The organism is Aurantibacillus circumpalustris, assembly GCF_029625215.1.
Lineage (GTDB): Bacteria > Bacteroidota > Bacteroidia > B-17B0 > Aurantibacillaceae > Aurantibacillus > Aurantibacillus circumpalustris.
Map to the genome: position 1 here is coordinate 2,766,483 of NZ_CP121197.1, position 24,402 is coordinate 2,790,884.

The 24,402-nt window shown below is 36.2% G+C and carries 17 protein-coding genes and 1 tRNA gene; 5 read left to right on the forward strand and 13 right to left on the reverse strand.

Translation table 11 applies throughout. The features are described from left to right. Nucleotides 1–24 precede the first annotated feature (24 nt). The gene (locus tag P2086_RS11445; protein WP_317896880.1) at nt 25–2,130 is read left to right on the forward strand and encodes a T9SS type A sorting domain-containing protein; all 2,106 of its coding nucleotides are present in this window, start codon (nt 25–27) and stop codon (nt 2,128–2,130) included. Nucleotides 2,131–2,322: 192 nt separating this feature from the next. Here P2086_RS11445 and P2086_RS11450 read toward each other — a convergent pair. The 7 genes from P2086_RS11450 to P2086_RS11480 all read right to left on the reverse strand — a co-directional run bounded on the left by P2086_RS11450 (nt 2,323) and on the right by P2086_RS11480 (nt 9,004). Then, nucleotides 2,323–2,397: transfer RNA gene (locus tag P2086_RS11450), tRNA-Met, on the reverse strand. Nucleotides 2,398–2,659: 262 nt separating this feature from the next. Continuing rightward, entirely contained in the window at nt 2,660–4,651 is a 1,992-nt protein-coding gene (locus tag P2086_RS11455) for a PKD domain-containing protein (RefSeq protein WP_317896881.1), read from the reverse strand. Nucleotides 4,652–4,717: 66 nt separating this feature from the next. Further along, entirely contained in the window at nt 4,718–5,827 is a 1,110-nt protein-coding gene (locus tag P2086_RS11460) for a PKD domain-containing protein (protein WP_317896882.1), read from the reverse strand. Continuing rightward, a complete protein-coding gene (locus P2086_RS11465; protein ID WP_317896883.1) occupies nt 5,824–7,371 on the reverse strand; it encodes a hypothetical protein in 1,548 nt (515 codons plus the stop codon). Before P2086_RS11465 ends, P2086_RS11460 begins: the two co-directional genes overlap by 4 nt. Before the next feature lies 1 nt (nt 7,372). Continuing rightward, on the reverse strand, nt 7,373–7,927 hold the full coding sequence (locus P2086_RS11470; protein WP_317896884.1) for an RNA polymerase sigma factor: 555 nt from the start codon (nt 7,925–7,927) through the stop codon (nt 7,373–7,375). A gap of 245 nt (nt 7,928–8,172) precedes the next feature. Further along, on the reverse strand, nt 8,173–8,589 hold the full coding sequence (locus tag P2086_RS11475; RefSeq protein WP_317896885.1) for an energy transducer TonB: 417 nt from the start codon (nt 8,587–8,589) through the stop codon (nt 8,173–8,175). A 151-nt stretch (nt 8,590–8,740) separates the two neighbouring features. Further along, on the reverse strand, nt 8,741–9,004 hold the full coding sequence (locus tag P2086_RS11480; protein WP_317896886.1) for a hypothetical protein: 264 nt from the start codon (nt 9,002–9,004) through the stop codon (nt 8,741–8,743). A 318-nt stretch (nt 9,005–9,322) separates the two neighbouring features. Here P2086_RS11480 and P2086_RS11485 point away from each other — a divergent pair, with 318 nt between their 5' ends. Next, nucleotides 9,323–13,957, forward strand: a complete 4,635-nt coding sequence (locus P2086_RS11485) for an NIDO-like domain-containing protein (protein WP_317896887.1) — start codon at nt 9,323–9,325, stop codon at nt 13,955–13,957. Nucleotides 13,958–14,389: 432 nt separating this feature from the next. Here P2086_RS11485 and P2086_RS11490 read toward each other — a convergent pair whose 3' ends face one another. Further along, nucleotides 14,390–15,331: an outer membrane beta-barrel protein gene (locus P2086_RS11490; protein WP_317896888.1), complete on the reverse strand. Its 942-nt coding sequence runs from the start codon at nt 15,329–15,331 to the stop codon at nt 14,390–14,392. 102 nt (nt 15,332–15,433) lie between these two features. After that, nucleotides 15,434–16,858, reverse strand: coding sequence for an ATP-dependent DNA helicase (locus P2086_RS11495; RefSeq protein WP_317896889.1), 1,425 nt, complete (start codon nt 16,856–16,858; stop codon nt 15,434–15,436). A gap of 152 nt (nt 16,859–17,010) precedes the next feature. On the opposite strand from P2086_RS11495, the gene P2086_RS11500 reads away from it, so the two are divergent. Both P2086_RS11500 and P2086_RS11505 read left to right on the forward strand, forming a co-directional pair. Continuing rightward, the gene (locus tag P2086_RS11500) at nt 17,011–17,850 is read left to right on the forward strand and encodes a DUF3822 family protein (RefSeq protein WP_317896890.1); all 840 of its coding nucleotides are present in this window, start codon (nt 17,011–17,013) and stop codon (nt 17,848–17,850) included. After that, entirely contained in the window at nt 17,838–18,374 is a 537-nt protein-coding gene (locus P2086_RS11505; protein ID WP_317896891.1) for an RsmD family RNA methyltransferase, read from the forward strand. The genes P2086_RS11500 and P2086_RS11505 overlap by 13 nt, the downstream gene beginning before the upstream one ends. A gap of 19 nt (nt 18,375–18,393) precedes the next feature. Here P2086_RS11505 and gldC read toward each other — a convergent pair whose 3' ends face one another. From gldC to folK, 3 genes are all read right to left on the reverse strand, one after another. After that, nucleotides 18,394–18,717, reverse strand: coding sequence for a gliding motility protein GldC (gene gldC, locus P2086_RS11510; RefSeq protein WP_317896892.1), 324 nt, complete (start codon nt 18,715–18,717; stop codon nt 18,394–18,396). A gap of 4 nt (nt 18,718–18,721) precedes the next feature. Beyond that, the gene (locus P2086_RS11515; protein WP_317896893.1) at nt 18,722–20,668 is read right to left on the reverse strand and encodes an OmpA family protein; all 1,947 of its coding nucleotides are present in this window, start codon (nt 20,666–20,668) and stop codon (nt 18,722–18,724) included. Between the two features lie 112 nt (nt 20,669–20,780). After that, nucleotides 20,781–21,281: a 2-amino-4-hydroxy-6-hydroxymethyldihydropteridine diphosphokinase gene (folK, locus tag P2086_RS11520; protein ID WP_317896894.1), complete on the reverse strand. Its 501-nt coding sequence runs from the start codon at nt 21,279–21,281 to the stop codon at nt 20,781–20,783. A 95-nt stretch (nt 21,282–21,376) separates the two neighbouring features. Between folK and sppA the strand changes: the two genes are divergently transcribed. Continuing rightward, on the forward strand, nt 21,377–23,146 hold the full coding sequence (sppA, locus tag P2086_RS11525) for a signal peptide peptidase SppA (protein WP_317896895.1): 1,770 nt from the start codon (nt 21,377–21,379) through the stop codon (nt 23,144–23,146). 12 nt (nt 23,147–23,158) lie between these two features. On the opposite strand, the gene P2086_RS11530 is transcribed toward sppA, so the two are convergent. After that, complete coding sequence (locus P2086_RS11530; RefSeq protein WP_317896896.1) at nt 23,159–24,334, reverse strand: glycosyltransferase; 1,176 nt, start codon at nt 24,332–24,334, stop codon at nt 23,159–23,161. Nucleotides 24,335–24,402: the final 68 nt, after the last annotated feature.

The following is a 24,402-nucleotide window of genomic DNA, read 5'->3' on the forward strand; positions in this document are numbered from 1 at the left end:
CAAGGGCTTTAAAACTACAATAACATGCAAAGCAAAATTTATAAATTAGTATCAAGTGCAAAGCAAGGTTTACTTGCATTTGTATTGACCGTATTTTTGAGTACGGTATATTCACAAACATATACTCTCAGTTACACAGGGGGTACGCAAACCCTTATGATTCCTACGACTGGTAATTATAGAATAGAGTGCTGGGGTGCCGATGGTGGAGATGTAACTGCAGGACCTGGCGGTGGTGGCAAAGGTGGTTATTCAACGGGAGAGTTCAACGTAACAACCCCTGGAATTGTACTAAATATCTTGGTGGGCGGTAAAGGTGGTTCAGCCAGCGGAACCGGAAGCCCTGCTGGGGCAGGCGGCTGGAACGGCGGCGGCGGCGGCGGTACTATCGGGAGATCAGGAGGCGGTGGTGGTGGTGGTACAGATGTTCGCTTGGGTGGACTATCAGCCTCAAATAGAATCATAGTTGCCGGTGGTGGTGGTGGTGCTGCATACTATAGTTTATTGGCAGCAGGAGGTAATGGCGGTGGTGTAATTGCACAGAATGGAGATGTTATTAGCAGCGGTAATGTTGTTACCACTGGTGGTGGTGGCGCAGGCGCAAATGGTGGTTCTCCGGGTTTATCTTCTACTGGTTATATTCCTACAAATGGTACGGCTACTGGCGGTGGAGGTGGCGGGAATAGTCCAGGTGTCGGAGTTGGGCAACCAGGTGTTGGTGGTGGAGCAGGTGGAGCAGGCGGAGCAGGTGGAAGCGGTTCTACAGGTAGTTCTGCTGGTGGTGGTGGCGGCTTTGCAGGCGGAGCTGGTGGAACGCAAACTGGTAATATGGGTTCAGCTGGTGGCGGCGGTTCAGGCTTCATTGGTGGTGTAAGTAATGGTACAACAGTTGCCTTGGGTCAAACTGGTTTTGTTCCCAATCCCGATCTTATAGGAAACGGCAAGGTTATTATAACTAGGTTATGTAACATTTCCATTTTTCCTTCTCAAAATCCTATGTGTATTGGTAACACGATCACTTTAACTTCAGATGCTTTAAGCGGTATTACCTGGTTTTCAGGATCAAACGCTCCTTCAATAAACGTTAATCCAACGGTAACTACAACTTACTCTATGGTAGGTACGAGTACTGTTATAATAAGTACAGGTACCATTAATTGCATTGCCAAAAGTTTTATTACGGTAACAGTTAACCCTTTGCCTGTGCTCAGCATCGTCGCATTTCCAACAGTGGCCTGTTCTGGCGGAACATCCTCTTTAACTGGTCTTGGAGCGTCTTCGCCGACTTCGTATTCATGGAGCAACGGCATGAATGGTGTACAGACAGCTACGGTTATCCCAACTGGAAATACCACTTATACCCTCACAGGTGTCAATAATTTCGGATGTACAAACACGCAAACTATAGAGCTGGTGGTTAATACCAATATATTAACTGTTAATCAGAGTACTACAGCAATTTGTTCTGGACAATCGGCTAACATTACAGCCAACGGCGCTGTTACCTATACCTGGAGTAACGGTTTGATGTTTCAAACCATTCCTGTAACACCAACCATAACAACTATCTACACAGTTATAGCAACAGATCTGAATAATTGTAGTATCAGCAATTCGTTAACACTCACAGTATTTAATAACCCTACAGTGTCGATCACATCAGATAAAACTGACTTATGCAAAGGCGAATCGATCACGCTCACAGGTGCAGGAGCAACCAGTTATTCCTGGAGTACCAATGTTCAAACACCATCGGTTGTATATACTTTACCTTCAGATATCACTTATTATTATTCGGTGATAGGTACTGGTGCTAACGGTTGTTCGAGTATGGCGAGTTTTTCAATTGCGGCATCAAAATGCGCAGGCATCAATGAAACAGCTAATTTTAACTCAGTAGTTGGAATTTATCCTAACCCGGGCAATGGCCAGTTTAATATCTCTACCTCACAAGTAACAGATTATTTAAATTTGAAAGTTTATAACGCTTTGGGTATGCTCGTAAAAAGCCAGCAGATCTTATCGACTGAAAGTAAACTTGATCTTGTAAATGAAACCAACGGGATTTATTTCGTTAATATTTGCGATCAGAATAACGTTATTAAAATGATCAAAATAGTTAAACAGTAAACATTAGCACATTTCAATAAATTCTAAACAGGCTGCTATTTGGCGGCCTGTTTTGTTTTGTATCAAGCATGCTTAAGAGCTATTGTGCCTTTTTTCTCCCCCACAACTTTTGAACCTGATCCCAAAGGCTTTGGGACTTAAAATCCTGGGAAAAGCGAAGGCCACTCAAATCTGAGTGGCCTTTCTGCTTCGTGGTAGCGGGAGATGGATTCGAACCAACGACCTTTGGGTTATGAGCCCAACGAGCTACCCCTGCTCTATCCCGCACTATATCTTTAAAATGAAAGTGCTTTTTATTCCGATTTGAGGTATTAAATTCGGAGTGCAAATATACTATTTCTTTGGTCGTAACGCAAATTAATTATTAACATAGTTGGCTTGCCTTCGAAGTCCACGTTGCTAGGGTGTCCCAGCCTCCCAACCATTTTTATTAACCATCAATATTCCCGCTAATCGCATTAAATACACAATCCAAATAAAAAAAGGCAGAAGATATCTTCTGCCTTTTGAAAAAACAATACTAATAATACTAATGATAGATCACCATTCGTTTTGTGGTCTTCAGGTTGCCGCTTTCCAAAGTCACCAGATACATGCCTGGCAAGAGATTGCCGGCGAGGACAGTTGGACTTGAATTCGATTCAATAAATTGAGTGTGTACAATGCGCCCAGCAAGATCGCTGATGACAATTCGAACGGCTTCAGTAGTATTAAGATTTAGTTTAAATTCTCCTGTATTTGGATTTGGTACAATACTCCAGTTAAGCTGCCCGTTAGTTTCTACAGATGTTAAGCCGGAGATAAGTTCTGGTGCTGTTACATTCACTTCAAGGATCATGGCTTCTTGAGTAGTGCGGTAAACGCTGTAAGACGTGCAGGAAGTAGATGTATCACCACAAGAAACCGTAACAGAAAGACAAATGTTGTACATACCCGCAGCTGAGTATTGGTGGGAGGTGTAGAGTGTGTTGGAAGAGGATCCATCTCCCCAGTTCCAGCTGGCCGAGCTTATATTCCAAGGGTAATTTGGTATAACATTCCAAACCTGTGCAGTTCCGGTTGGAACCATTGAAAAATTTGAATTCGCTGAACAGGCAACTCCAGAAACATTTAAGGACTGAATGACACTGTCCGTGCAAAAGATTCCAGATATTCCAGTTGGTTTTGTTATTTTTAGTTTAACGAAGTAGGCACCACCAAAAAGGTAGTTGTGAGTAGGATTCTGAAGTGTGGAAGTGTTACCGTCGCCGAAGTTCCAATAAAAGGTTGTGTTATTACTCGTGTTGGAAGACATGTCATTAAAAATAGCCTGCCCACCAGTTAAGGTGTGCGCAAACGCTGCCGCAGGCCCAATATTAACATTAATGGTTGAAGTAGCGGTGCAGCCATTGTTCATATCCATCACGGTCATTGTATAAATACCTGAGGTTTGTGCGGTATAGGTACTGCTCAATGCTAACGTAGATTGCGATGGTGAGGGCGGGATCCATAAATAACCTGCCACAACTAAGTTAGTTGGAAATGGAGAATTTGAAGGTATACCAGTCATACTTTGGTTGGTAAGAACAACGGTATGTTGACACGAGGTGGGTGACATATTGCTAGCTATTGCAGCGATTGGTGGAAATGTATTTTGATACATCGGAATAATGGTCGTGCTTGTACAAGCGTTGTTAAGATCTGTTACTGTAAGGGTGTAATTGTCAATTAACGTCGTTGTTGGTGCTGCAGAATTTGTATTTATAGTGATGGTATTTGCCGCAATATAATTAGGCGTGCTAATAAAACTCCATAAATAGGAAACATTTGGCGTACTGCTATTTCCTTGCAATTGAACCGAAGGTACATTACAATCTAATATTTGTTGTGGGACTGTTGCACTGATGTTTGGAGCTGCGGTATTTTGCGTAATAGTAAACGGTGTTTGTGTTGTACAAAAATTAACATTGTCTCTTACTGCCACAGTGTAAACACCTGTAGCATTAACCGTGTATACCGATAGCGACGATAAAGTGCCTGTGGGCATAATACCAGAGCCACCGGGAATTAAAAGTGTATAGCTAACCGCACCACCAGCTACTGGCGAAGTGTTTGCACCATTTATGCTTACCACGCAAAAACTTTTTGAGCCGCAGCCAAGCGTGTAGGCCTGAGGAGAGCTAAGTGAATAACTTGTTCCGTTTACGTATACCAAAACTGTGTTAGAGGTAGTTACAACAGCTGAATTACTATTAGTGCCAGTTACGTATAATGTGTAACTAGTAGCAGCAGCAGGTGCTACTGCAAACGTTGCATTTGTGGAAGTAAGCCCGCCGGGATTCATGGAGTAGGTGGGACTCGATAAATTTAAGCTGTTTACCGCGGTCACCGCAGCGTTGCCGCCATTGCATATTGAAACGGTTGTCTGGGCGTTCCCTTGCGAGGCAAATGCTGCTAACAAGAGTAGTGATGTATTTCTGATAATTTTTTTTCTCATAAGATTTAATTTGAGAGTAATGCGTTCGTGAATCTTCGATTTCATAATTTATTTTTTTAGGGTTCCTACTTTTATAAACAAACGTGATACAGTTAAGGTTGGGTAGCTTTGTTATTTATAGGTTACTACAAGTGCAGTATTATCACTTTTAAACCAGTATTTGCGACTTCCGTTAGATAACAAAACATTGAATCGTAAAGTCAGCAAGCGTCCTGTTTCACCTCTCTCATTAGCGGCGTAAGCTTCCGACTTTACAATTTCAAAATAACTCTCTGCAGGTTGACCAATGTTATCAGATTTAAAAACCATATTCGATTCATCTGTCCATTGAATTTTTACGCCATCTAAAAAAGCATTTCTACTACCTGTATTAGAAAGTGACATGTTTGCAGCACATGAAGAATTATCATTCCCCGCAATGTGAATGTAATTCGATTCGCAAGTATTATTTTCTGCATCTTTAATTTGCAATTTAACGGGATAACTGCCAGCCCATTTGTAATCATGCGTTTGTACAGATGAGGTACTTGTTGTTCCGTCACCAAAACTCCAGATAAAACTATAAGGCGCTTTTCCACCTGTGATGTTTGGTTTGAATTCAGACGTGTTGTTTTGAACAAGTTCTGCCGTCACACTGCAAACAAATAAACCGCTTTCACCGCCAGCAAAAATCTTGTTAATCACTCTGCTTTCACAATTATTTTTTGTTCGTACAGTAAGCGAAACAGTATGCACTCCCTGCTGTTCAAATTCACAACTAAAAACTGCATCTTTTGATGTTTTGCCATTACTCAAATTCCACGTAATTGAGGATACATCCTTATTTGAATGCGCAGTAAATCTCACCGTATTAATTCTTGGCATACCAGGGATAAAATTGCGGCTTCCGATCTTAAGAGATGAGTCAATAGGAACCGATTCATCTGGTAAGCGTTGCCGATAGTCTGATAATTCTAATTTCAAAGAAGTCGGACAAGGATTACAGTCAAATTTTTTCAACTCGCCTTCAAATACATAAATACTGTCGCTGCGCTGCTGATGCGAAGAATAACAATAGTAGCCATCAGTACCTATTTTTAAAGAGATAGGCTCATTGTTTATGTAGCCAGTCATATAAATGTCTTCCTTTTTAAGTTGTACTTTTTCATCCTCGTATTTTCTTTTATGACAGGCTGTGAAAAAGAGCGAGGTGCTAAGTATCCAAATAATATTTAATTTCATCTTCTATTTTTTTTTGTGAATGCGAAATAAACAAGTGAGAGTTTTAATCCTGAATTTCTTTCTTTATAATTAAGTCCAAAAAAATCATTTTGTTTCACATCAGTGAGACCTAAAAAAATCTCTGCTTGTAATCCTAAAGAACGCGTTATTCTTCTTTTATAAAAGAGCGCTACTTGACTATCAAACCACGAGAACCCTTCTGTATAACCGCTCAATGTAATGGTTTTGTGATTTTCTTTTATACCTGGACTTTCGTTGTACGTGGTTACTTTTGCATCAATGTTTAGTAGGTAGGCCAAATTCATTCCCACGCCAAAACAATTTCGCTCATTTAAATAATAATGAAAACGTAATGGAGCAACTAGATAATGCATGGTTGAAGGTGTTACAACTGTTACATCACTTTTTTCGCCATATTCATAGGTTGAGACGCGGGATGTCTTACTGCTGTTTGAAAGATTACGTACCTGCAAATACTGTACTCCAAACGAAACGGAACATTTGTTGCTAAGCTGGTTCATATAGTTGATTCCTGCTAAAGGCGAAAAACCACTTGCGTCCCTATTCGCAGGGCCTTTCCAGCCATAGTACACCACAGCCCCCGCTTCATAAAAAAAACCTTCTCCTGTTAACTCTTTAATGGATGAGTGCTCAGAAAGTGTGTCATCGAAAGCTTTTGTCTCGTTAACAAATTCATCAATTTCACTATGAACGAGGGTGTCAATAAAAGGAGTATTTATTTTTTCTTCAGGATTACTAAGCTCTATAGCCTCCGCTATTGCAGTTTCTTTCTTGGTATCATTTAGGTCACTAACAGTTTTTTCTTTTTGAGGAAACTCGACAATTGACTGAAGAGCTATTTCTTTTTCCGCAAGAGGATCTTGATTGTGAAGAGGTTTGTCACGTGTGACAACTAATACTTTTTTTTCAACAGAATCAAGATGGGGCTCATGTTTTATTTCTTCCTTCTCGTTAGCGGGATTGGCAGTGAGAGTTTTAAAAGTAATTGGCGCAGCCGAAGTGTTATTATCAATCGAGTTGGTAGTGTTTTCGGTAATAGTTTGTGCTTGGGAATTTAGTGCTGACTCAATCATGTTCGATTCAAAAATTTGTGACGGTTCGTTTGAATGCAAAGTAGGCTGTACCTTAGAAATAGTTGTTTGATTTTTTTTCTTAGTAACCTCAATATGTGAAAAGCCAAGAGGTTTTTTACTACGCTTTGGAATGATAGTCGGTTTGGATTTCGATACCATTGATTTAAGAATGGCTTCAACCGGCGGGGTAGGTGAGGGCTTTCGCGTTTGTTTGAAATAGTGCGAAGTAAGTTGTTTAGCTTCTTTGCTTAGTGTTTGGAAATTAAATAGACCAACAAATATTGTTGAGAATAGCACAATCAGAATAACCATAACGTAGCGAATCTTACGTTTATGTCTGGCGTTACTGAGATAGGCGCTAGCGCGTTCCCATTCGTTTTCGTTATATGGCACTTCCTGGTTATCGAAATACTCACTTAAAGTATTTTTTAACTTATCCTCTTGTTTCATTTTAAATTTCTAGTTTAATTTTTTTTTCTACCAACATTTCCTTTAGCTTTTCTCTTGCAGCGTTGAGATGCCACTTCGACGTTCCTTCTGAAATAGAAAGCATACCCGCTATTTCAGCATGAGAATAACCATCAATAATAAAAAGGTTAAAAACTTGTCTGCTTGCAGGCGGTAATTTTTCAATGCACATTTCAATGCGGTTCATATTGAATTTTTCAAGTGCAGCATTAATTTCAGAGTATTTTTTATCGTCATTATATGTCTCAACATAATTATGATGTCCGTAATGCAATTTTTCTTTCTTATGTTCATTAATTAGAACATTAATCATAATTCTTCTAGCCCAATATTGAAAAGGGGCAACAGGTTTGTATTTGTTAATATTGAGAAGTGTCCGACAAAAACCGATGTTGAGCATTTCGCGTGCCTTTTCATCTTGACGGATATATCTTAGGCAAATGCTCAAGAGAAAACTGTACAATATTTTGTATAATTCATTTTCAGCCTTTCTGTCGCCTTTTTGGCAGCGCTCAATTAATTCCGGCTGAATTTCCATAAGTTACAACGACTTTATACATAATAAACAACTGATAGAAGCCTAGGGTTGGGTAGAATTAGAATTAAACTGTTTTTCTTTCTCAAAGAAAGTAAATTCTACTGTTTTTATAGGAAATTATCGGATAATGGAGTTTTTTTTAATCCCAATAAAGGGCGATCGATATTGACTGCAGCAGAAATAGGGCAAAAATTAGAAGAGAAGTTTATTGTAATTGAAGGTTAATAGATTCCTTTAATCTAATATCAACCTATATAAATTGGCATTTTATAGTAGCACCTTACCTGGTAACCATTTAAAAAACCGGGGTCCCATTTTGGCATGTTCTTAACAACGCGCAGTACATCAAAATCAAAATCAGGACATCCTTCGATACTTTTTACAATATCTACTTGGCTGAGGCTACCATCTTTTTCTACAACAAATGCAATAATTAATTTTCGCGAGCTACATATTCCGCGTATTACCGCTGGTTGCGCTAAATTATCTTCAAGATATTTTTGCATGGCTTCGGGGCCTCCAGGAAATTGCGGCATTTTTTCTATATCGGAATGAATTTCCTCTTGCTGTGCAGGTTTTGGTTTAGGCTTTTCACCGAATGGGTTCTGAGCCGCCGTTAGTAAAGAAAAACTTAAAAAAATAAAAATTGCAACATGTTTCATGCCACAAAATTAATTTAGAAAACAGGCCTAATAACAAGGCCTTTGGAAAGGATATCACCAAACTTATTCACAAATTTAACGGTGTATTGTCCGAAAATAGAACTAGGCGAGAGTCTTATGCAAGGATTATTCTCTAGTTATAAAGTGTATTCTAACTATTTCCTAAATCGCGCTTTCTCTCGCGCTCAATCCTTTCTCTTGTCTTTTCGGCCTTGTATAAAAAGTCCTTCCGCATACGTTCTCCAACAACCATCACATCATTCTTGAAAAAAACGCAACATGCTTCCACCTTAACTTCTTCGTTTTCACTATCCATATCCACTTTTGCTGGCTTACTGTGTATTGGACATACCATACGTTTCACAGCTTGCTGTATTTGCAGCTCTAAAGCCTTGTTTGGACGTTTTAGTTTCATTCTCTAAAGGTACTAAACCTTTTATATCATCGGGTTTTTCAAGCTAAATGTTAATATTATTTAAATCCAGTTAAAATGTAAAATGCTTTGCAACTAGTGTAAAAACATGATAAAAATTAGGTATTTGCACTAGTTATATGTCCATAAAACAACGTAATTTTGCTCTTCGTCGATAATTTCACGTCATTTGTCGTGTAACTTTAACGATTAACATCTCGTATAGATGTTAGATTTGTTTGATTTTGATGAGAATCGTGCGAATTGGATTAATTTAAATAGAAATTTTTACTTTCATCATAATGTTATTATACTAAATAAATGAGATTTTTTCTTTTAACCGTTCTTTCCGTTTTCTTTTTAAAAATTAATTCGCAATCTCTCGCAAACTACTCTACCACAAGAAATACAGGAGTTACTTATGCGTCTATTAACCTTACAGGATCCTCTTTTCCCTCTTGGAGAAATTCAACATCTTTCACTCAAGATGATAACCGATCTGATTTTACGAATATTGGTTTCGATTTTTGGTACGACGGTACACGTTATACACAGTTTTGTGTATCAACAAATGGATTTCTTGATTTCTCTTCTTCTACAGATGACGGTGGAGCACAAGGTGACGATTTTGGTTATTCGAATGCTGCATTAACAACTGCAAACGCAGCAAACGCTACCAGACCAGCAATTGCACCGTTTTATGATGATTTAACCGCACAAGGTGGAACCAGTGCTTTATCAAACAGTCTAAAATATTCTTTGTCTGGTTCGGCACCAAATAGAACATTAACGGTTGAATGGATAAACATGGCAGTATACAATAATGTTACGCCAAGTCTTAATTTTCAGGTAAAATTGGTTGAAGGTACTGGGAAAATTATTGTCCACTATGGCGTAATGAACTCTGGTAATAATACCTTTTCATATTCAATGGGAATTAACGGACCTACAATGTCCAACACCCCAACAAGTGCACAATTAAAAGAATTACAAGCAGCAAATGGTAATAGTTTTAGTAATGCAGTTCAAAATAATTTATCTGCAATGCCTGCCGCGTCTTCTCAATATATCTTTACACCTGTTGTACCAACTGCGGTTTCAGGTAACTTAACTTTTTCTGGAGTTTCGCAAACTGCTATTACTTTAAATTGGCCTAACTGGGCAAGTAACGAGGTTGGTTATGTCGTTTATAATTCAACCGATGGAGTTAACTACGATTTCGTTACCCAAACTACTGCCAACGCTACAAGTTATGCTGCTACTGGTTTGTTGCCTTCTACAACTTATTTTTGGCGCCTTTATGCAGTAACAGAAGGCTGTTTGAGTTCGCCTTTATCTGGCTCTCAAATAACAAACCCAGCTGGCAATAAAGTTTCTAATTCAACTGGAAACTGGAATACAGCAGGGATATGGACTCCAAATGGCGTTCCAACTGCAGCTGATAATGTAACTATCGCCAATGGGCACGTTGTAAGTATTAATGCAAGCGGACAATGTAACAATTTAATAGTTGGTCAGGGTGGCGCAAGTACTCTACAATTCAGTGGTAATACTAATCGCACGTTAGTAGTTAATAATAATATCACGGTTAACAATGCCGGTGTTTTTACGCTAATGTCTAGCTCTAATGCTACACACAGCGTTACTTTGGAAGGAAACATGACTAATAACGGTACAATTAATTTTGCTCTTAATGCAAATAATGGCAGTGTTGATGTTTTGTTTGATAAAGACGGTACTCAAACTGTAAGCGGAACGGGTGCTACCACAAGTTTTAATAGAATCAATGTGAGTTTAGGAACTGAGATCACAAACACACTAAATATAACGAGTTCAAATTTTTCAGCTGCAAGTAATTTTCTTGATTTAACTGCAGGTACTCTTAAGATCTCTACAACAAATGCAGTTAATATAACTCCATTCACAGCCGCTGTAACAGTATCAGCTAATACAGGGATAATTCTAAACGCATCGAATCTAACAGTTAATACCGGTGCGGGCGTGACATTGTTTGGGGAAATAAATTTAGTAAATGGAATTCTAAATATTGGTAATGCAGCAGATGAAGATTTGAATTCTAATGGTGGTACTATTAGTGTTTCTGGCGGAACTTTAAATATTGCCGGTAAACTCGACGGTTCTGGAATAAATAACATCTGTGATTTTAATATTAGTGGTGGTGTGGTTGTGGTTCCTACTTTTGGTTCAACAAATACAACAATAGCACCTTTCCATATTTCTAGTCCAGGCTCCCAGTGTAATATGACCGGTGGAACTATCGTTATTCAGAGAGAAGGCGGCACGGGAGCTCAAGATCTTGGTTTTACAAATACCGGAACAAGTGGGGCTATTGTAACTGGTGGCACCTTGCAAATTGGTAACGGTTCTACACCTGCAGCACAGATAATGAATATGAATACAGATAATCAAATACAAAATTTGGTAATCAGTAGTGCAAATGTTACAGTACGTTTAATTACTAATCCGCTAATAGTTGGAGATAATATCAATATTCTATCAGGTACTTTAAACGCAAATAATCTTGGTATAAGTTTAGGTGGAAATTGGAGTAACGCAGGCACTTATACACCTGGAACTGGAACCCTTACATTTAATGGCTCTGGAGCACAAACAATTTTTAAATCGGGTGGAGAAATAGTTAATGCCCTAACTTTTAGCGGAAGCGGAACTAAAACATTTTTATCTCCCGTTACAGCTAATAGTAGCTTTTCAATCTCTTCAGGTGTAACTGTTGATGTAAATACTTCAAATTTCGGATTAACAGTAAAAGGAAACTTTACTAATAACGGTACATTTAATGCAAGAAATGGTTTACTAACCTTAAACGGAACTAGCGCTCAAAGTATTGGTGGATCTAGCACAACCGATTTTTTTGACATAACTTTAAATAATTCTACAGGAGCGTCTTTGAGTAACGCCGAAAATTTAAAAGGAACCTTAACACTCACAAGTGGCGCGTTTAATGCAAATGGTCAAATATTTACAATGATATCTGATGCTACCAATACAGCGCGAATTGCTCAAATCACCGGAGGAGATTATTTAGGAAATGTTACTATACAGCGCTTTGCTCCCGGAGGAACTACCGGTTGGGCGTTTTTAGGATCTCCAATTTCTTCAGCATTAACTCTAAATGATTGGGATGACAACATGGCGATAAGTTGCGCAACATGTCCTGATGGAAACGCAGGAGGCTTCCTGTCAATCTATACATACAATGAGGCTGTACCTGGCGTTTACGATGCACCTGCTTCTTATGTACCGCTGAGTACAATTAATGATCCTATTGTTGCTGGAAAAGGGTATTGGGTATATCTTGGTACAGGCTTAAATACAACTTCAGACATCACACTTGATCTTACTGGAACACCAAGAAAAGGAGCCTATTCTATTCCGCTTAATTATACAAACTCTGGTTCAACAGCAGATGATGGCTGGAACTTAATTACTAATCCTTATCCTTCTCCAATAAGTTGGACTGCCTTAAGAGCAGCAACTAGTAATATTGATAATGCGATTTATGTTTACAACGCCGACCTTAATTCCGGAACAGGTGGTTTTGCTAGTTTCGTAAATGGCATTAGTAGTCCAGCAGTCGGCTCGGGTGGAATAGGAAATTCAATCGCAATGGGTCAAGGTTTTTATGTGCATTCTACAGGTGCAACAGCTTTAAACGCTTTAGAGTCAAACAAAATCGCAGCCAATCCCACTTTTCTTAAATCTTCAAGTGCAACAAACAGTCAACCGTTAATGCGTCTTTTACTTAAAGGTGCAAACGCCTATGAAGATGAAACGGTACTTTATTTTGAACAAGGTGCCAACGATTTTTTTGACGAAGGCTTTGATTCATATAAAATGCGTGGACAAGATCCTAACGCAGCATCCATCGCAACAGAATTTAATACAGAAGTTTTTCAAATAAATGGAATAGCGCCTGTAACGGGAAATCATACAACGCCGTTAAAAGTACTTACGGGTGTAAGTGGTAATTACACAATTACTGCAGATAATATTGGGTCTTTTCCAAAGGGAGCTTGTATTACACTATTCGATAAGTTTACTTCTATTACAACAGATTTAAAGTCTTCTGATTATGCGTTTAACTTAAGTGATACAACTTCTGTAGCGCGCTTCGATCTTAACATCACACTTAACCTTCTAAATATTAATTCAACAACAGAGCAGCCTACATGTCAAAAAACAGATAAAGGACAAATTATTGTCAAAGGAAATAGTGCCGGACCATGGAATTATTATTGGAAATTAAATGGAAATATAATTCAAACTAGTTTGAATAAATCTACTGCTGATACTCTAGGCGATTTAACTTTTGGTAGTTTTGACCTTGAAATAAATACTGTTGGAATGTGCGATAATAACGAAAGTTCGTTTACAATCAATCAACAAATTTCTCCTCTGGCAAATTTCACAAGCGTTGATACTTTGTATTTGGATGCGTCTCCGTCTGTTCAGTTTACAAACAACTCTGCTAATTCTATCTCAAGTTATTGGGATTTTGGTACGGGACAAGATTTCTCGACTAGTGATTCTCCTCTTTTTTCTTACAATTTAGAAGGTACTTACGATGTGAATCTCGTTGTAACCAGCAGCACTGGTTGTGCGGATACAGCTTTTAAAACACTAAGAGTTTTATCAAATTTGGTTGGGATTAATAATATTAGCGCAACAAATAATAATTTCCTTGTAAAAAGTTTAAATAACAACTCTTTTGGAATTAGCACGCACTTTGATGATGTAACCTTTATTAATGCACAGATTGCGGATGCCTCTGGAAAAATTGTTTTACGTTTTGAACCGCAGACAACTAATAATTTAAATCTTGAGTTTAGTTTAAATAACAGTGCAAAAGGTATTTATTATTTAAGTGTAACAACAACTACAGGTAAAAAGGTTGTGAAGTTACTTGTTCATTAAACTAACTTTACGCAGTTTTATCGATCATCCAATTTCAAATCGTTTAGTCATTTATCGGTTTCTTGATAAGCCCTTAAGTGTATACGAAGACTAGTTATCAGAGATAATTAATTTCAATTCATAAACATTTTTGAGTATATCATTGTGGTGAAATTTATTTAAACAAGGCTTCTCGGCTTAGTATAAATAAATTGCTGGGTTATAAATACGAAGAGAATTCGTAAAAAATGGTGCAAAAATAATAGCAATACTTTTATCTCGAAATAGCCAAACTTTATTACTTAACACAGCTCTCTAAGAAATGGTGACCGGGTATACCCAAAACGTTTTATTGCACAGCAACAAATAGTACACCAGTACTTGCTTATCACAATTACAACTTTTGGCAAGAAGCTTATTTTAATAACAAACGGAAATTGGTAAATAAAATCTCTAGAATTTACTACGTAAACGTGCAGATTTCCTTGCCTTTTTGAAAGTATAACCTACAGTAAGTTCAAGACTCATGTATGCGTCTTTTTGAGTATCGCCGCGTTGAGCTGCGGTGCCGTCACCTGCAGGTTTAGTTGCCCCTGGTATTAGTTCAAGATTTGGGTCAGCTAATTCTGCAGACTGAGGTCCGTAAGCTGCCGTAAGTGCGTCAGGATCATAATAACGAGATCCAACATCATCAATATAATCTGTAAATGTCTTGCGATAACAAAATTCAACACCAACCGACCACTTTTTATTAATAGTTAGTTTGTAATAAGCCCCAGCCATAATATTAAAACTGAAATTTGAATATTGTTTTGGCCCACCTGGAAGCCCTTGCCCTTCAGTATGCAAAGGTCGTAGTGGCACCCAGTTGCCATCTGCGGTTTTGCCTTTAGGGTTAAAATAAAAACCTCCAAAACCAGCAAAAGCATAGAGGTTATGAGTCATGTTTTTCATTCTCCCATAGTTTCTGCGAACACCGTAGCGACTGCCACCACGTTTTGTGCTTTGGTAACCTACCTCACCTCTTACTGAAAGCTCGAAAATATTTGACTTGAAATTAAGATTTCTATTTTTTCTTACAAGATTATCCGTCTTTGCGTCATTACCTGAAACGAGCAAATAATTAAATTTCCCTACAATATTTATTGATCTTTTTAGTTTATACCGAGCGCCAAAACCAAAAGCAGTTCTACTTTGACTAAAATTTAGATCGGCAGGACTATAATCTTTTCCGGTTCCTTTTTGACCACCTAAATCACCTAAAAAGTTAGAAGTTCCTATTGAAACAAAGACCTCTCTTTTATACTTTTTCCACTCATTTGGGCGCATAAAGCTTTGAGCTTCAGAAGAATAGAAGGAAATCAAAAGTAAAAAGAAAAGTGAAAATTTCTTCATCAATTAAAACGACGTGTACATCTACCAAAAGTAAGGGTTTATAGGCAGACTAAAAAATAAAATGACATTTTAATAAACATTAAATAGTTAATAATTAGCAAATTAGGAAAAGAACTGTTCACTAAAATTAACAAGAAAAATTTTTTCTGTAGCACGGGTAATTGCGGTATAAAGCCACCTAATAAAACCATGATCAATATTCTCTTCTTTTAAAAAACCTTGATCAATAAAAACAGCCGGCCATTGTCCGCCTTGAGATTTATGACAGGTAATGGCATAACTAAATTTCACTTGCAAAGCATTGTAATAATTACTGGTTTTGAGATACGACATTCGAACCCCTTTTATGGGTTCATTGCGAACGTCTTCTAAAACAGCTTCGTATAATTTCTGTTGGTCTTCATTAGATAAAGCTGGATTGTCTGTATACAAACTATCGGTTAAGAGTTTAACTTGTTGCTCAGGTAAATTTGGATAATCAACGAATGAAATAACACACTCACAAAAATTAAAACCATAAAGTTCTTCACGGTTAAGAATCCGCTTAATTTCTACCATATCGCCATTAGCAATAAAACCAGCTTCTCCATTATTTTCAGGCAACCAAAAATAATTGTTCTTTACAATCATTAATTTATCACCGGCACAAAGATCTTCTTCGTATAATTTTATGCGATTTCTAAAACTTTGATTAAAAAGATTCGCTCGTTTATTACTTCGGGTGATAATGATAACGCCATCTTCACCATAATTAGAAATAGTGGTGTTAAGAGTGTCTTCCAAGTCTTCTCCCGAAAGTCTTATAACATCAGACTTACAAACTAATTTTGGGAAAAGAAAATCTTCTGAGTCAATTGTATTTCTGAGATTTGTCGCATTTAAAAGAATTCCGCTTTCAAGTCTTTGTCTCGCTACTTCCTTTAATTCGTAAAAAAAGATGTTGAGGTAAAAAGCAGTTTTTAGGTACTCGCGATTTAATGCAGGACTTTCATTACTGCCCACAGGTGGCAGTTGCGCGGTATCTCCAATAAGTATTAGTTTACAATTATCTCCGCTATAAATGTATTCAAATAAATTTTCGAGTAAACTATTAAAAAGACTTCCTCCACCTGAATCGGCTCCAATCATTGAGGCCTCATCTACAATAAAAAGGGTGTTTCGATGAAGGTTTTCTGCCAAAGAAAAATGAACAGCGCCATTAGAATCTAATTGTTTGCGAAATATTTTTTTGTGAATGGTTTGTGCTTGCCTTTGAGAGTATGAACTAAGAACCTTGGCAGCCCTTCCTGTTGGTGCTAGGAGAACGCTTCGCCATTTAATAGTAGGTAAGGCTTTTGTAAAAGCAGAAATCAAATTTGTTTTTCCAGTTCCTGCATAACCTTTTAAAACAAACACACTTCTTTCATCACGGTTGAAAATAAATTCTGTGATTTTTTCTATGGCTAGAGTCTGATCACTATTTGGTGAAAAAGGAAGATAAGTAGGGATTAAGTTTTTAAAATCTTGTATTGGATCTTTCTTTAGCATGTACATTCAAAATTAGCTACAATTGTCGCTTTAAAAAGACTTAACTTAAAAGAAATGAAAAATTTTGTGCAAAGGTTCTTAGATCCTTTAAATAAATTATTTTTTAAAATAAGAATATAGTAGCTTTGTTTTCTATGACCACAGAGGCATACATGACAAAATATTACCACAGCGAAAAAGCAGTAAAAAATGAGCCGCTTTGTTTATCTATGTTTATTTCGGTAAACTCTTTTGAATATGCTATTTCAACAAATAATTTTAAGAATGTTCTTGAATTATGTCACGTAGAAATCACGCATCTAGCAAATTCATCTTTCGATCTCACGGAAAGAATTTCTTTTTTAATCAATAATTATTTATTACACCAAAAGAAATTCGAAAAAGTGAACGTCTGTTTTTTAAATAACAATTTCACACTCATTCCTGAAGCTTTTAATGTTGGCGCAGATATTAAGCCACTTCTAAAATTTGCCACTGGGGCCGAGCAGCTTAAACGTTCTCTTCAACATAATTTGAAAAACATAAATTTTTCCTACGCCATCGAAATAGATTTGATTAGTTATTTCGAAAAAAAGTTTCCAAATATTTCAATCAGACATGCAGGAGCAGTTAGCTCCGCACTTTTTTTTAGTCAACATTCATTAGTCAATCAAAATTTATTTTTGAACATTGGTGATGGACATATTGAAATAGCTGCTAAAGATCAAAACGAACTGTTATTTTACAATGTCTTTAATGTAGAAAACAATGAAGACATACTTTACTATCTCCTATTTACAATGGAGCAACTTCAATTAAGTCCGTTACATGTTAAGCTTTCAATTGCATCACAAAAAGAAACGTCAGACGAACTGATTAAGAATATAAAAAAATACATTAAGCAAGTTGATTTCTGTGTTAACGATACTTCCATTAATTTAAACGGTGATCTTTCAACTTTACCAAAGCATTTTTATTTCACGTTATTAAATCAACATCTATGCGAATTATAGGCGGTACTCATAAGGGTAAAGTTATTAAAGTACCTAAAGACCTCCCTGTTCGCCCCACAACCGATTTTGCAAAAGAAGGCTTGTTTAATATTCTCTCAAATAAATTGGATTTTGAAAACCTAAGTGTTTTGGATTTATTCAGTGGTACAGGTCACATATCACTTGAGTTTGCTTCAAGAGGTGCAGGAACTATAGTTAGTGTTGATAAACATTTTAAATGTTCAGGTTTTTTGAAATCAATTAGCAAAGAACTAAATTTTAATATCAACTCAATTAAAAGTGACGTTTTCGATTTTCTTAAAAATACTACTTTAAAATTTGATTTAATTTTTGCCGATCCTCCTTACGATCTGAATGAGATTCCAGACATTCATAAATTTGTTTTTGACAAGGGATTGCTAAATGCAAATGGATTATTAATTATCGAACATGGTCAAAGAACCAAGTTAGAAGACCTTAAAGGCTTCACACAGCATAGAAAATATGGGAATGTGAATTTTAGTTTTTTTGAGAATAATGAGTAAACTCTGCTTACCTAATTAATTATTTCAAAATCCCAGTCTCTCTGCCAATCTCAGTAAAAAGATCTTTTACTTTTTTTCCGGTGGCATCGTCTCCGGTAGCTCTGATATAAGTATCTGTGAGAGTCATTACATTTTGATGAAAGAACTTTTTCATTTCATCTATCATCATGTCTTTTGTCCAAAGATCTATTCTAAGTGTATTGTTTTCTTTTGTATCCCATAAGGCAATCATTAAACTGCTGCATTCGCTCGCTTCACCACTATCAGGGGCACTCCATTTAATAGAATGCGGTAAATTATTTTCGTCTACTGTAACTTTAAAATTAATTTCTGTCGTTTTCATTCGTTTATTCTCCTAGTATTTTAAATTCAATTCTTCTATTTTGAGCGTGTTCCATTTCACTGCATGGATGATCATCTGTACAATGATTTAATAACTCTGATTCACCATAACCTTTTGCAATAATTCTTTTAACATCTATTCCTGAACGAGAAATATAATCCTTAACAGTATTGGCACGTAATTCGCTTAAGCGCAAATTTGATGCAGCATTGCCTTGACTATCTGTATGCGCGCCCACTTCAATTTTTAAATTCTTGTTAGAGTTTAAAACGAGAATAACTTTATCCAGTATTTCTTTAGATTGAGCTGTAATAGCATGTTTACCTGGCTCAAACAAAATATTCTCAACAATCATTTTTTTCGGACTGGTTGTGCTTTTTTTAACGGTATCAGGTTTTTTTTCACCAACAAACTCTAACCAAGGATCTACTAACTCAATATCGCGCATTCTGGATACCTCTGCGTGAACGGGATTATATGAAAATTTAGCGCCTTTCTGATGTGTCATTATTTTAATCAAGTTGTCATCGTTACTGTAAATAATAATATCCTTAAACACATCAAGAATGTTTTCCGTGTTTTCCGCACTTAAATAGAAACGCTTTAAAAAAGGTAGGTATTTAAATTTAAAAGTTCCAAAATTATCTGTAATGGCACTATCTATAGGTTCGTAGCTATCGTTCAGTAGAATAATTTTTAATTTGCCAATAGGAGTATTGATATTGTCACCATAAATTGTCGCATTAATATCCATCTTCATTTCTTCTTCATCAATAGAAACGGCATTAAACAGTTTGTTGTAATTAGATATAATTTTCAGGCCTTTTTTTCCGCCAGCCATACTATCTAACTTTGCTATAAAATCATCCTCTTTACTCAACAAATCTACTCGCGCGCCCTGAACAACATTGGGATCAACGCCAATAAAATAACGATGATCAGGCTTAATATCTTCAAAAACAAAAGTTCCAAATAAATTGGTTATCGTTTTTTTAATAATTGTATTGTATTCATTTAAAAGATAAACTTCCTTTTTAGCATAAAACTTTTTTTCTTTAGTGGATGACCAGACTAACTTACCACCAATATTGGTTGTAAAATGATTGTCAGCCATCTTAGATAAAAGCTCTTTACTTAAAATCCATTTACAGGCACCGTTTATCAGTTGCGAGCTACTTACACTTCCGTTTTTTGCAGTAACAAGGTTTAGATAATTCTCACTATTAATGTCTTTAGCCTCCATTTGAATTGCACTAACCTGTGATGCGGCCACATCTGCAAAAACAAAAGCACCGAAACGATTAGTGTAAGTAGAACGCATAACAGCTCCATTTTTATTTAAAAGTGAGATAGCTTTATTTTTAACGATGAGTTTTGACTTTGCGTTTAGCATAACCTTTCCTGCTATAATAGTTGCTACCTCAGGAAGACTCTTTTTTCTAGGATCATTTTTAAGAGTGTCTAATGCTGCATTACCTTCAATTTCTTTAAACGTTTTTTTTAACACAGTTTTTGCAAATGCGGTATTATAGGTGGTATCCTCAACCATCTTTTTCCCACCGTTATAAAACACTCTATAAAATGGATTTTTAAAAACAGTGGTGTCAACATCGTCGTCTAATCTGAAAACAAATGGAATGTTTAACTCATACATCATCTGGTAATCAAGTTTTTCCGGTATAATATTGTTAGCGATAACTAACATGTGCATTTCTGGGCTTTTAGCGTATCGAAAGTATATTTCATATACTTTTCCGAAATCTAATTGTAATCTGAAATCTGACTTAGTTTGGGTATTCAGTGTTTTGGTAATTACGCCATTTACTTTTACAGTAACATCTACTTGTTTTATTGGCGAATTATTTATCATGGTATGCCCAATCAAATTAATTTGCCCGTTAGAACCATTATAGAAGAAAATACTTAAAAGTAGTAAGCAGATTTTTTTCATTACACTAAAGTCCTAAATGTATGTGTTTTAGCGTTTATAGCCAAAAAATTCTTTAATTGAGTTTTAAAATAGTTCACTATTTTAAAAGCCGAAAAGCTCGCTATAATTAGCTTCACGTATTTTGTCTAAAACTTACTTTTGTTACTTTTAGTTTATCGTCACAATTATTTAGTAAGTCTTTCATGTTTTTTTTAAGAACTGGATGACAAAGTGCGCTTGATAATTCGCATAATGGAATTAATACAAATTTCCTTAAATGCAGCCTAGGATGCGGAATTTCAAGCTGTTCTGAATTAATTACTGAATCATTGAAGAATAGAATGTCAATATCTACGGTTCTATCAGAGTTTTGATCACCATGTCTGTTTCTACCTAATTTTTCTTCTATTCTAAGTGTTTTTTCAAGTAATATTTCTACGTTTAAATGAGTATGTAATTCAATAACCTGATTAAAGTATCTGTTTTTTGAATCAGAGCCCCAGGCGTCAGTTTCATAAACACTACTATACTTTTCTATCTTCCCGCAAAACTCTTCCAACAGTTGTGTTGTTTTCCGAAGATTTTCAAAACGATTACCTATGTTTCCGCCTAAACCTAAAAAAGCAACATTCATAATATCTTTATAAATTCAATCATTAATAGTTTTAATTTTGCCAAGAATACAAATATATACAATAGCCTTTGTAAGGCTTATTAAAAAGATAAATTATGAAACAGTTTTTTGGTGCATTTTTCGGATCCATTCTTGGAATTATTATTTCAACACTTCTTGCAATTTTTATAACTATTGCCGTTGTGAAATCAAGCTTTAAAGAGAGTTTTAATGATAAAGAAGATGTTTCTGCAGCTAAAGCTAACTCTGTATTAAAAATTGATATTGAAGGCGAAATTCATGAAAGAGAAAAACAAAATCCTTTTAAAGATTTTGGCGACCTAGGACCCTTTGCTGGTAATACGGGTTTGGGTTTAAATACTCTTCTTAAAAAAATTGAGTCTGCTGAAAAAGATGAGAATATAAAAGGAATTTATTTAATGATTAAAAACATGCGTGTAGGTTCCGCCTCTGTACTTGAGTTAAGAAATGCCTTACAAAGTTTTAAAAAATCAGGAAAATTTATTTACGCCTATTCCGAAAATTATTCACAACAAGAATATTTTCTTGCTTCTGTGTCAACAAAAGTGTTTTTAAATCCTCAAGGAAGCCTTACTTGGAAGGGACTTGGAGCAAGCTTAATGTTTTTTAAACACAGTTTTGAAAAATTAGATATTGAAATGCAGGTATTCAGACACGGTAAATTTAAAAGTGCTGTTGAGCCTTTTTTATTGGATAAAATGAGTCAGGCTAATCGTTACCAATCAAAAACGTTTTTAATGAGTATCTGGAACACAATGTTGAACGCTATTTCTAAGGACAGGAACTTAAACATGGATGAATTAAACCGAATGGCAAATAACTTAGAAATTAAGTTTCCAGAAAACGCCTTGGGTAAATTTGTTGATGTGCTTGCGTATGAAGATGAGGTAATGGACGCCATAAAAAAGAAAATCGCATTAAAGGATACCGATAAACTCAAGTTTTTAGATTTAGATAAGTACGAACCTAAAGCTGAGATCAAATTAAAAGGTGGCAAAATTGCGGTTATTTACGCTAACGGCAGTATCAGTAGTGGAGAAGGTGATGATGATCAAATTGGAAGCGACAGATTAGCAAAAGCTATCAAGGATGCACGTTTGGATGATAAAATTAAAGCAATTGTTTTAAGAGTGAACTCGCCTGGTGGAAGCGCCTTAGCAAGTGATGTTATTTGGCGAGAAGTAGTACTAGCAAAAAAGGTAAAGCCAACAGTTGTAAGCATGGGTAATCTCGCTGCTAGTGGCGGTTACTACATTAGCTGTGCTGCCGATAGAATTTTCGCTCAACCAAACACAATTACAGGTTCCATTGGAGTTTTCGGTATTATCCCTAATCTTCAAAAAATGCTTGAGAACAAATTAGGAATTACAATGGATACTGTAAACACAAATAAACACAGTGATATGGGAACAGGTCTACGTCGCGTTTCAGAAACGGAATACACCTTCATCCAAAGTTCTGTCGAAAAAGTGTACGATACTTTTACGAAGCGTGTTGCTGAAGGTCGAAATATGAGCCAAGCGGATGTAGATAGTATTGGGCAGGGTAGGGTATGGACTGGTGCTGATGCATTAAAAATTAATTTGGTTGATGAAATTGGTGGTTTAAATGATGCAATTGCATACGCCGCAAAAAAAGCTAAACTCACGGAGTATAAATTGACGGAATTGCCAAAACAAAAAAGCCCTTTTGATGAGCTCTTTGGCAAAAAAGAAAGTGAAATGGAAACACGTATGATAAAAAGAAACCTAGGACCTGTTTACACTTACTTTAAACAACTTCAGAATGTTTTTCAATTAGAAGGTGTGCAAGCCCGCTTACCGTTTGAAATAATAATGAACTAGTTGAAGGGAAATTCAGGAACTTAATTTGGTGTAGAGTTCATCCATGTCCATACATAAGCGTGAATAACTAAATTTATTAATTACTTCACTACTTGCAGCTCCTGCTTTTGAATTGACTTCTTCAAAATGATTAACGGCATAAAGTAAATTATTTTTGTAGCCTTCAGCATCATTAGCATCTGAAAGTAGCCCGCATTCTGGATGAAGAATATCTTGAATACCGCCAACATTTGTCGTTATAATAAATTTTGACGCAGCTTGAGCCTCAATCAAACTAACCGGGGTTCCTTCGTTTTTTGAAGTCAAACAAACTAAGTCGACTCCTGCAAGTGCCACATCAACTTCTTTTATCCAACTCGTAAAAACAAATAAAGCTTTTTCATGAGGATTAATAGAATAGTGGAGGCCTTTTTCTTGGATATAAGTCATTAGTTCTTGTTTTGTTTCTCCATCACCAATGATAAACGCTTTAATTTTTTTGCTGGTATTTTTTACAACATACTCAATCGCATCTATAAATAAATAATGATTTTTAATGGGAGCAAGTCGTCCTATAATCCCAATTGCAATTTCATCTTCCCCTAAAAAATACTTTGTACGAAAAGTTAACCTCTTTTCGTTTTTACTTTCCATGAACCTGTTTAAGTCAAACCCTAATGGAATTACCACCATTTTATTCGCGTCACAAATTTTGTGCAAGTCGCACAATTCCTTTTTTTGCACAGCACTTATAGCAACAATAGCTGTACTTTTTTTTGCTAAGTAACGTTCAATGTATTTAAAAATACCAGTTTTAAAACTTCCAAAATAACCATGAAAAACATGTCCGTGAAAAGTGTGAACCAATATTGGTACTTTACAATGAAAGGCTGCCAATCTACCAATTGCCCCTGCTTTGCTAGCATGGGTATGAACAATGTCAGGCTTAAATTCTTTAATTATTTTTTTAATTTTTCTATAAGCAAAGTAATCACCAAAAGGATTTATACTTCTTCTGAGTTCGTAAATAATTTCCGGCTTAAGTTCTAACGAATGAGGTATGAATAGAGAACTTTCTTCTCCTTCTTCTTCAGGACCACCTATCAAAAGAGTTTCGTATTTGTTAGGCAAATATTTACTCAGATAAGAAACATTATAACTAATTCCACCAAGGTTAAATCGATTTATAATACGAAGAACTTTTGTCATGAAGCTATTTTTAAAACAATTTAAAGAATCAATGGCTCTATTTAATCGATGAAGAGCCGTTTTTCGGC